We start from the raw sequence: 8,798 nt of genomic DNA, 5'->3' as shown, positions 1-8,798 counted from the left end.
CCCCGTCTCGAGTGTACCGAGGCTGTGGAGCAAGCTGTTTCATATATTCAGACGGTAGGTATCAGAAAATCAGATGACAAAAGGCAGAGATATTTCAATGCGCCAGCTGCGCTATTTTGTGGCCGCCGCGGACGCCGGACAGTTTTCCCAAGCGGCGCTAAAGGCGCATGTGTCGCAGTCGGCGATTACGGCGGCGGTATTGCATCTGGAACAGTCCATGGGTGTCAGTCTGTTCGACCGCCTGCCCCATGGCGTGTCACTGACCGCTGAAGGCAACAAGTTTTCCCAGCATGCGCGGCACATCCTCGACACCCTGCAGGACGCTCTCAGTGAACCGCTTTTTCTCGGCCACGCCATGCAAGGCACCGTGCGTGTGGGCGCCTCTTACACAGTGTTGGGCTATTTTCTGCCCGCGCTGCTGGCACGCTTCAAACGTAGCTACCCTCAGGTGGAGATCGACCTGATCGACATGGACCGCCACAGCATTGAAGAAGCCCTGAGCAACGGCGACCTTGACCTGGGTCTGACGATTGTCTCCAACACACCAAACCTGCCGGGGTTCGCTCACCACGTGCTGATTCGCTCTCGCCGACAACTCTGGTTGTCCAGTCAGCACCCGTTGATGTCCGCCACCTCGATCAATCTCGAAGACGTCGCCGAGCACGCCTATATCCTCGCCACGGTCGATGAGGGGGAGGCTTCGACCTCGCGCTATTGGGAATCCCGTGGACTGGCGCCCAAAGTGGCTTTTCGCACCTCATCCATGGAGGCATTGCGCGGGTTGGTGGGCCATGGTTTCGGCGTGACCATTCTTTCGGACATGGTCTACCGGGCCTGGTCCCTGGAGGGCAAGAAAATTGAAATCCGCCCGCTGGTGGACGTTATTCCACCCATGGAACTGGGGCTGATATGGTTGCCGGATAATCGTTTGTCGGGACCGGCACAGGCCTTCCGGCAGTTCTTGATCATGGCCTGCGCCTCGTAACCTGGTTACTGGCGCGCGGTATCGTCTGGCGGCCAGGTACCATTGTTCATCAGACTGTCGAATGTCGCGGTCATTTCTTGCGCCGAGTTTGGGTAGTCATGGCGCACCCACCACAGCCACAGCCCTATCAAGGCACCCACGAAACAGCGTACCGCCGCTTCGCCACGGATTTGCTCCTCTTGGTACAGACCCTGTTTGCGGTAATGCTCACGCACCTGAATGATCAGGATATTTTCCAGGTGGGCGAGAATCACGTTCTGCCCCGGGCCGCTGAAAAAAGCCGTCGTCAGTGCTGCGTGGCGTTCGGTAGCGCTGAACAGCCAGGCCGAAACATCCAGCAGAACGCGACGGTCGCCATCGACTTCGGTGACCTTGGTTGAGGGTACGCCAATGAATTCGTACCCGGCAACGATCAGGTCTTCCTTGTCGCGAAAGTGCGCGTAAAAGGTGGAGCGGGCCACGCCCGTACTGTCCAGTAATTGCTGAACGGTGATCCCCTCGTAACCCTTTTCAAGCGCCAGGCGATACATGTGGTCCATCAGCAGTTCACGGGTGCGTTGCGAACGCAACGCGTGGCGTTGTCCAGAGTGGCTTTTGTCAACTATTTGCACGGAAGCGAAGTGAGACATTCTGTACCTCGGCAGAGCTTTATTATTGATTCTTGGCGCCAGGCATGAGGGTGCCCGGCGGTGATTGGAAAACAGCAACAGAGGATTTTCTATACCGGCAACGTATGTTTTAGAACATTTTCAACGAAAGTGTTAATGAAATCTCTGTGTGCCGAACAGATTTGAAGTTCTGTCCGTTGTGGCTTCCTTCCTCCGGCCTTACCGTTTCTCCAGTCCGTCAGAGACCCTGGAGAACAATAATGAACCACCCCGTTGAAACGTCGACGCCTGTTCCAGCGCATATCCCGATGCATTTGGTACGCGACTTCGATCTGTGGGCTGAGCTCACCGCCCAGGGCGAAAACGCCTATACCTGGGCGGCCGAGCTGCACCAGACGACCCAGCCGATTTTCTGGATTCCGCGTCTGGGGTTTTTACCCGGAACCTGGGTCCCTCGACGTGCCGGGGACCTGCGGCGCATTCTGCAAGACCCGCAGACTTTCAGCAGTGTTGGCCTCACACCCTATGCGATGTTGCTCGGTGAAAGCTGGCGCCTTGCGCCGCTGGAAATTGACCCGCCGGAACACAGCAAGTACCGCGCATTGCTCAACCCGCTGTTCACGCCCAAAAAGGTCGAGGCGCTGGAGCAGGACATTCGCCAGTTGGCCAACCAATTGATCGATGAGGTGGCGGCCCAGGGCCGCTGTGATTTCAACGAAGCGTTTGCCAAACCGTTTCCGACCTTGATCTTCCTGACCCTCATGGGTTGGCCGCTGGAAGACCGGCCGTTGTTCCAGCACTGGACGCAGATGCTGATCAAAAGCTTCGACATGCAAACGGTGACCGACAACGCGCGAGCCATTACCACCTGGATCCGCAACCACATCGCCGAGCGCCGTGCCAACCCCGGTGATGACTTCACCAGCTATCTGTTGACTAGCGAGATYGATGGCCGACCGCTGACTGACGATGAAATGCTCGGCATCAACTTCCTGATATTTATCGCTGGCCTGGACACCGTGACGTCCTGTCTGGGTCTGTTCTTCCGCCATTTGGCGCGCAATCCCGAACAACAGGCACAGTTGCGGGCCAACCCCGAACTGATTGGTGACGCGGTGGAAGAACTGCTGCGCTCGTACTCCATCGTCAATATGCGCCGTACGGTCACCTGCGACGTGCAGATCGGCGATGTCCTGATGAAGCAGGGCGACATGGTGTTGATCAGCACTGAGCTGGCCAACCTTGACCCTGATGTGTTCGACGAGGCTGACAAAGTCGACTTCCAGCGCAGCGCCGGTGCATCGCCACACATGGCCTTTTCCTATGGCGTGCACCGTTGCGTCGGCTCCCACCTGGCACGCCGGGAACTGCGTATCGCCATGGAATTGTGGTTGCAACGGTTACCGCCTTTGCGCATCGCCGACAACAGCACACCCAAGTTCAACGCCTTCGGCGTGTTCGGTATGGAAGACCTTCACTTGCAATGGGATCTGCCTGACTCGGCGGTAACGCCCTCCAACAAACTGGCGGCTAGCGCATGAGAGTGCTGATCAACAAAGCCGGCTGCGTGGGTCATGCCCGTTGCAACAACATTGCGCCCGCGCTGTATCCACTCGATGACAACGGCTACATCGCAAGCAGCGGCTTCAGCGTACCCATCGGGCAGGAGGGGCTGGCGCAACGTGGTGCCCGGGCCTGTCCGGAGCGGGTAATCGAGGTTTTACAACCCCCCACCGAACTTCGGCAGGGGCCGCCCAGGAGTTGATTGACTTGGCGTCGAAGGCTTAAAGCAACCAGCAAAAGAAGAACAACAATGAGCAAAATCTACGACTACATCGTTATTGGTGCGGGGTCTGCGGGCTGTGTGTTGGCCAATCGATTATCAGCAGACCCGAAAGTTTCGGTGCTGCTGATCGAGAGTGGCCCGGATCACACCAGCCCGTTGATTGCCATGCCGCGTGGCATTGGCAAACTGCTTAATCCCGGCAACCCCCATGTGTGGAGCTACAAGGCCAAGCGTGGCGAGGGTATGAGCGAGGAGCAGTGGTTAAAGGGCAAGACAATTGGTGGTTCCAGCTCGGTTAACGGCATGGTCTATGTGCGGGGTGCGCCCGCCGACTACGACAACTGGGAAGCGCTGGGCTGCACAGGTTGGGGGTGGCAGGACATGGGCCGGCAGTTCGTTGCCCTGGAAGACCACCAACTGGGTAAAAGCCAATGGCGGGGCGTCGGTGGTCCGCTCAAGGTCACGGTGCACCCGTCGGGCGATTCTCTGTGCGATGCGGTGATCAGCGCTGCAGGCTCACTTGGCGCGGCGCGCACAGATGACACTAATCATGTCGACTCGGTCAGCCAGGGTGGCTTTGGCTATCAACCGCAAACGACCTGGAAGGGCCAGCGATTCAGTGCAGCCAAAGCCTTCCTCGATCCGGTGCGCAAGCGACCGAACTTGACGGTAATGACCGGCACTGACGTGCAGCGCATCGAGTTCAGCAATCGCCGTGCCTGTGCTGTGCAAGTCAGCGGCAAAACCGGCTTGGCTCACTTTGAGGTGCGCCGCGAGGTGTTGCTGTGCGCCGGTGCTATCGAGTCGCCCAAGTTGCTGCAACTGTCCGGCATCGGCCCGGCGGGACTGTTGAACTCGTTGGGTATCAACGTGCTGCAAGACGCCCCCGAGGTGGGTCGCAATCTGCGTGAGCACGTGTRCATGGCCATGCAGTACCGGGTCACCCGTGGCAGCTTCAACCATTGCTTCCATGGAGTGGGTTTGCTGGGCGCGGTGGCGCAGTACTTTCTGCGCAAAAAAGGACCGATGACCCATGCCGCCCACGAGGCGGGTGGCTTTATCAAAACCCGCCCGGAGCTGGATCGCCCGGATGCGCAAATTGGCGTCAGCCTTTACTCCATGGACGGCGACGGCAACAAGGTCGAAATCGACAAGCAACCCGGCCTGACCATTGGCGGTTATTTCCTGCGCCCACAAAGCCAGGGTGAGTTGCGTATTCAATCGACGGACGCCTCCGTACCGCCGCAGATCACCGCCAATTACTTGAACGCCGAAATCGATCGTACCTCTGCGATTGCGTTGTTTCGCTGGTTCCGCCGCCTGGCCGCGCAACCGGTACTCAAGCCGTTCATCGTCGGTGAACTGACACCGGGTCCGCAGGTAGAAAGTGACGAGCAAATTCTTGCCGCGTTCCGCCGCTTCGGCCAGACCGCCTTCCACGTCTCCGGCACCTGCCGCATGGGGGGCGATAGCGCTTCAGTGCTCGATCCTCAACTGCGTGTGCGTGGCGTCGAGGGCCTGCGAGTGGTCGACACCTCGGTCATGCCGTGCCTGGTTTCCGGCAACACCAACGCCCCGGCCATGGCCATTGCCATGCGCGCCGCAGAACTTATCACCGGCAAAATCTCAGGAGCTCCAGCACCATGAGTGTTCCCTTTACCCAGTTGGACAAGCTGTACATCGATGGCGCTTGGGTGGGGGTCGACGGCCCGCGCGAAGCTGTGCTCAACCCGGCCACTGAAGCGGTGATCGGTCATGCGCCGACAGGTGATCTGCACAGCGCCGATGCGGCCATTGCCGCCGCACGTAACGCTTTTGATAACGGTCCATGGCCGTGGCTGAGCATGGCCGAACGTGCCGGTTATCTGCGGCGCATGCACGCCGCTCTGGTGGCCAAACGTGAACAGATTGCTGCGCTGATCATCGCTGAAGTCGGTTGCTCGCAAGGCGTGACATACGCCATGCAGGTGGATATGCCACTCGGCCATGTGCTGACGGCTATCGAGCAATCGCTGCACAGCGACAGTGTGCAGATTCCGGTGCAAGCCAACCCCAATCCATTCAACCCGACGGGGCCGATGATTCTCGGCAGCGGCACAGTGGAACGTGAGGCCATTGGCGTGGTGGCCGGTATCACGGGCTACAACTTTCCATTTCTGCTGAATCTGGCCAAGGTGTTTCCGGCCTTGCTGGCCGGCAACACCCTGGTGCTCAAACCTTCGCCGTTTACCCCGTACTCGGCGTTGTTGTTCGGTCAGATCGCCGAAGAGGTCGGCTTGCCCAAGGGCGTGCTCAACATTGTCACCGGTGGCATTGATGTGGGCAGCCTGCTGAGCAGCGATCCACGGGTGGACATGGTCTCGTTCACCGGCTCGGAAGCGGTAGGGGTCAGCATCATGAGTCAGGCGGCGCCGACCCTGAAGCGCGTGCACCTGGAGCTGGGCGGCAAATCGGCGTTGATCGTGCGTGCCGACGCCGATATTCAGGCCACCGCCCTGGGAGCCGTCGCCGGTCTGGCGGTCAACGCGGGGCAGGGCTGTGCATYATTGACGCGTTTTGTGGTGCACCACTCGGTACGCGAGCAATTTGTGCAGTGCGCCAAAGCCATTGCCGGGCAATGGAAAGTCGGCGACCCAGCGGACCCGAGCGTGATGATGGGCCCGCTGATTCGGGCGTCGCAGCGCGCCAAGGTTGAGCATTTCATTGCCAGTGGCCGCGATGCCGGGGCCACGCTGGTGTGTGGTGGTGGGCGTCCTGCGCATCTGCGCCAAGGCTTCTTTAGCGACCTCACCCTGTTTGATGACGTGCGCAACGACATGCTCATTGCCCAAGAAGAAATCTTCGGGCCGGTGGGGGTGGTGATCGGCTTCGACAGCGACGACGAGGCCGTGGCCATCGCCAACGATTCGCGCTTTGGCCTCAATGGCGCCGTGGCCTCGGCAGATGCCGCAACGGCCTATGCCCTGGCCAGACGCATTCGTGCGGGCAGTGTTTACCTCAATGGCGGCAGCGGCAACCTGCCTTATGCACCCATCGGCGGTTTCAAACGTTCGGGACTGGGCCGTGAGTTTGGGCCGAACTGGCTCAAAGAGTTCACCCAGGAAAAATCCATCATCTACCCCATCGGACGCTAGTCGGGACGCCCTGTAACCGGGGCGCAGACGAAACGACTGACAATAAAAAAATAAAAGGTGGTTTGCATGAAACACATGAGTAAAAAGGGGCGCGTGCGAGCCCAGCGGGCGATGGTACTGCTGGCAGTGGGGGAGTTGGCGTTGGGCTACGGTGGTGCAGCGATGGCGATGCCCATTGAACTGACCAACCCAGACTTTCATCTGCGTTGGGATAATACCGTGCGCTACACCCTGGGGATGCGTATGGAGGGGCAGGACGGGCGCATCATGAACAACCCCAACTACGATGAGTCGGACGGCAAATTCGACAAGCACGACATCATGACCAACCGTGCCGATCTGCTTACTGAGGTCGACTTTTCCTACAAAAAGGATTGGGGCGCGCGGCTCAGTGCCGCCGGCTGGTATGACCAGGCGTATCACAACGATGGTGTACAAAGTCATGTCCCCGGTTTCCAGACAAGCTACTTCAACAATCAATACAGCTCGGAAACGCAGCGTTACGTCGAAGGCCCATCGGGGGAAATACTCGATGCGTTTGTCTGGAAGAACCTGCGCTTGGGAGACTCTTCGGTAAACGTCAAGATTGGTCGCCATACCAACTATTGGGGTGAGGGGCTGTTGTTCGGCGCCCATGCCATTTCCTACTCGCAAGCGCCGCTCGATGGTGCCAAGGCGGTGACCAGTCCGGGTATCGAAACCAAGGAAGTGTTCTTGCCCATCGGGCAGGTCTCCGTCAAGGCCCAGGCCACCGACAACCTGACCCTGGCCGCGCAGTATTTCTATGAATGGGACTACACCCGCATTCCGTACGGCGGTACCTACTTTGCTGCGGCGGACCCGTTTTTCGAAGGCCCGGATCGCTTGCCGGTAGCGCCCGGTTTCTCCTTTAACCGGGAGAAATCCAAATACGGCCGTGATTCCGCCAACTGGGGGGTGATGGGCAAGTACGATGTCGAGGCGATTCAATCGACGGTGGGTGCGTACTACCGTCAGTTCGATGACTACCAACCCTGGCTGGCGCCAGAAATCTCAGCCGCCACTGGCAGCTTTCGCCTGGTGTACCCACGCAGCGTAAAACTCATAGGCCTGAGTCTTTCCACTGTCCTCGACACCGTGTCGGTAGGCAGCGAGATCTCCTATCGTCAGAACGGTGCGTTGAACGCGGTGGGCGTTGATCCCACTGACAACGAAGGACCGCGTGGCGATACCTACCACTTCGTCGTCAACGCCGTGTACGGCGTGCCGCGCAACTTTATCTCCAAGAACGCCACGCTGGTGGGCGAGTTCGCTTATAGCCACCTGCGTAAAGTGACTGAGCACGAAGAGCTTTACCTGGGTGAGAACAGCCCTAACTGTGTCAATCCGAATGTGGGCACACCAGGCTCAGGGGACGAGAGCGACGGCTGTTCGACTCGCGACTATGCCGCCTTTGCCGTCAACTACACACCGCAATACCTGTCGGTATTCCCGTCCTGGGACATGAGCGTACCGCTGACCGTCAATTATGGCCTGTCAGGGAACGCTGCCAGCGCCGGCGGTGGTAACGAAGGCGCACTGACCTGGTCGGCTGGTGTGCAAATGACCTATGCCCAGCGTTACGAATTCGGCCTGCGTTACTCCGACACCGACGCGCAGTCGAAAAATCTTCTCGGTGACTCCATCGGTGGTAACGGTGCGGTGGGCGGAACCGACCGTGGCTGGCTGGCCTTCACCTTCAAAACCTCCATCTAAATACGCCAAGAAACGGAGTACCTGATTATGAAAGGACAATTTGCATGGGCGGTGGCGCTGTTGAGCATCGCCACCTGCAGTCAGGCTGCGGCACCGGCCGACCAGGTTGCACAAATCGGTAAAACCCTGACGCCGTTTGGCGCGATTATCGCGGGCAATGCCGATGGCAGCATTCCCCCTTACACGGGAGGTCTGACGCAGAGCCCATCCGGCTTCAAGCCAGATAGCGGATTCTGGGCAGACCCATTCAAGGATGAAAAACCGCTGTTGCGCATCAACTCCAAAAACATGGAGCAATACGCCGACCGGTTGAGCGGCGGGCAAAAAATGCTGCTCAATAAATTCCCCGACTACTACCTGGATGTCTATCCGAGCCACCGCACTGCGGCGTACCCGCAAGCGATACTCGACGCCTCCACACGCAACGCCAGCAATTGCCACGCCACCAAGGACAGCCTGGCCGTCGACCCGGCATGCCGAGGTGGATTGCCGTTCCCGCTGCCGCAAAACGGTAACGAGGTCATCTGGAACCAGGCACTGCGCTACAAGGG

At 59.0% G+C, this 8,798-nt stretch carries 8 protein-coding genes; 7 read left to right on the top strand and 1 reads right to left on the bottom strand.

What is annotated here, in order from left to right; all coding sequences use genetic code 11:
- Positions 1-73 precede the first annotated feature (73 nt).
- Positions 74-985, top strand: coding sequence for a LysR family transcriptional regulator (locus AC1DSG_RS23230; RefSeq protein ID WP_477792983.1), 912 nt, complete (start codon positions 74-76; stop codon positions 983-985).
- A 5-nt stretch (positions 986-990) separates the two neighbouring features.
- Here AC1DSG_RS23230 and AC1DSG_RS23225 read toward each other — a convergent pair whose 3' ends face one another.
- Positions 991-1,614: a TetR/AcrR family transcriptional regulator gene (locus tag AC1DSG_RS23225; RefSeq protein ID WP_477792982.1), complete on the bottom strand. Its 624-nt coding sequence runs from the start codon at positions 1,612-1,614 to the stop codon at positions 991-993.
- Positions 1,615-1,853: 239 nt separating this feature from the next.
- Between AC1DSG_RS23225 and AC1DSG_RS23220 the strand changes: the two genes are divergently transcribed.
- From AC1DSG_RS23220 to AC1DSG_RS23195, 6 genes are all read left to right on the top strand, one after another.
- Complete coding sequence (locus tag AC1DSG_RS23220; RefSeq protein ID WP_477792981.1) at positions 1,854-3,134, top strand: cytochrome P450; 1,281 nt, start codon at positions 1,854-1,856, stop codon at positions 3,132-3,134.
- A complete protein-coding gene (locus AC1DSG_RS23215) occupies positions 3,131-3,358 on the top strand; it encodes a ferredoxin (RefSeq protein WP_477792980.1) in 228 nt (75 codons plus the stop codon). The genes AC1DSG_RS23220 and AC1DSG_RS23215 overlap by 4 nt, the downstream gene beginning before the upstream one ends.
- A 48-nt stretch (positions 3,359-3,406) precedes the next feature.
- On the top strand, positions 3,407-5,026 hold the full coding sequence (locus AC1DSG_RS23210) for a GMC family oxidoreductase (RefSeq protein ID WP_477792979.1): 1,620 nt from the start codon (positions 3,407-3,409) through the stop codon (positions 5,024-5,026).
- Positions 5,023-6,513: an aldehyde dehydrogenase family protein gene (locus AC1DSG_RS23205; RefSeq protein ID WP_477792978.1), complete on the top strand. Its 1,491-nt coding sequence runs from the start codon at positions 5,023-5,025 to the stop codon at positions 6,511-6,513. The genes AC1DSG_RS23210 and AC1DSG_RS23205 overlap by 4 nt, the downstream gene beginning before the upstream one ends.
- Before the next feature lie 66 nt (positions 6,514-6,579).
- On the top strand, positions 6,580-8,247 hold the full coding sequence (locus AC1DSG_RS23200) for a DUF1302 domain-containing protein (protein ID WP_477792977.1): 1,668 nt from the start codon (positions 6,580-6,582) through the stop codon (positions 8,245-8,247).
- A gap of 27 nt (positions 8,248-8,274) precedes the next feature.
- Positions 8,275-8,798 (top strand): DUF1329 domain-containing protein (locus AC1DSG_RS23195; RefSeq protein ID WP_477792976.1); only part of this gene is annotated, 524 nt, incomplete at its 3' end.

Source organism: Pseudomonas sp. P5_A12 (genome assembly GCF_056400685.1).
The sequence above is the reverse complement of the archived record's forward strand: the minus strand, read 5'-3'. Positions and strand labels throughout refer to the sequence as shown.

Excerpts from the sequence above, each read along its gene's own strand:
- AC1DSG_RS23230 (WP_477792983.1), top strand. The coding sequence starts at position 74 with ATGACAAAAGGCAGAGATATTTCAATGCGCCAGCTGCGCTATTTTGTG.
- AC1DSG_RS23225 (WP_477792982.1), bottom strand. The coding sequence starts at position 1,614 with ATGTCTCACTTCGCTTCCGTGCAAATAGTTGACAAAAGCCACTCTGGA.
- AC1DSG_RS23215 (WP_477792980.1), top strand. The coding sequence starts at position 3,131 with ATGAGAGTGCTGATCAACAAAGCCGGCTGCGTGGGTCATGCCCGTTGC.
- AC1DSG_RS23200 (WP_477792977.1), top strand. The coding sequence starts at position 6,580 with ATGAAACACATGAGTAAAAAGGGGCGCGTGCGAGCCCAGCGGGCGATG.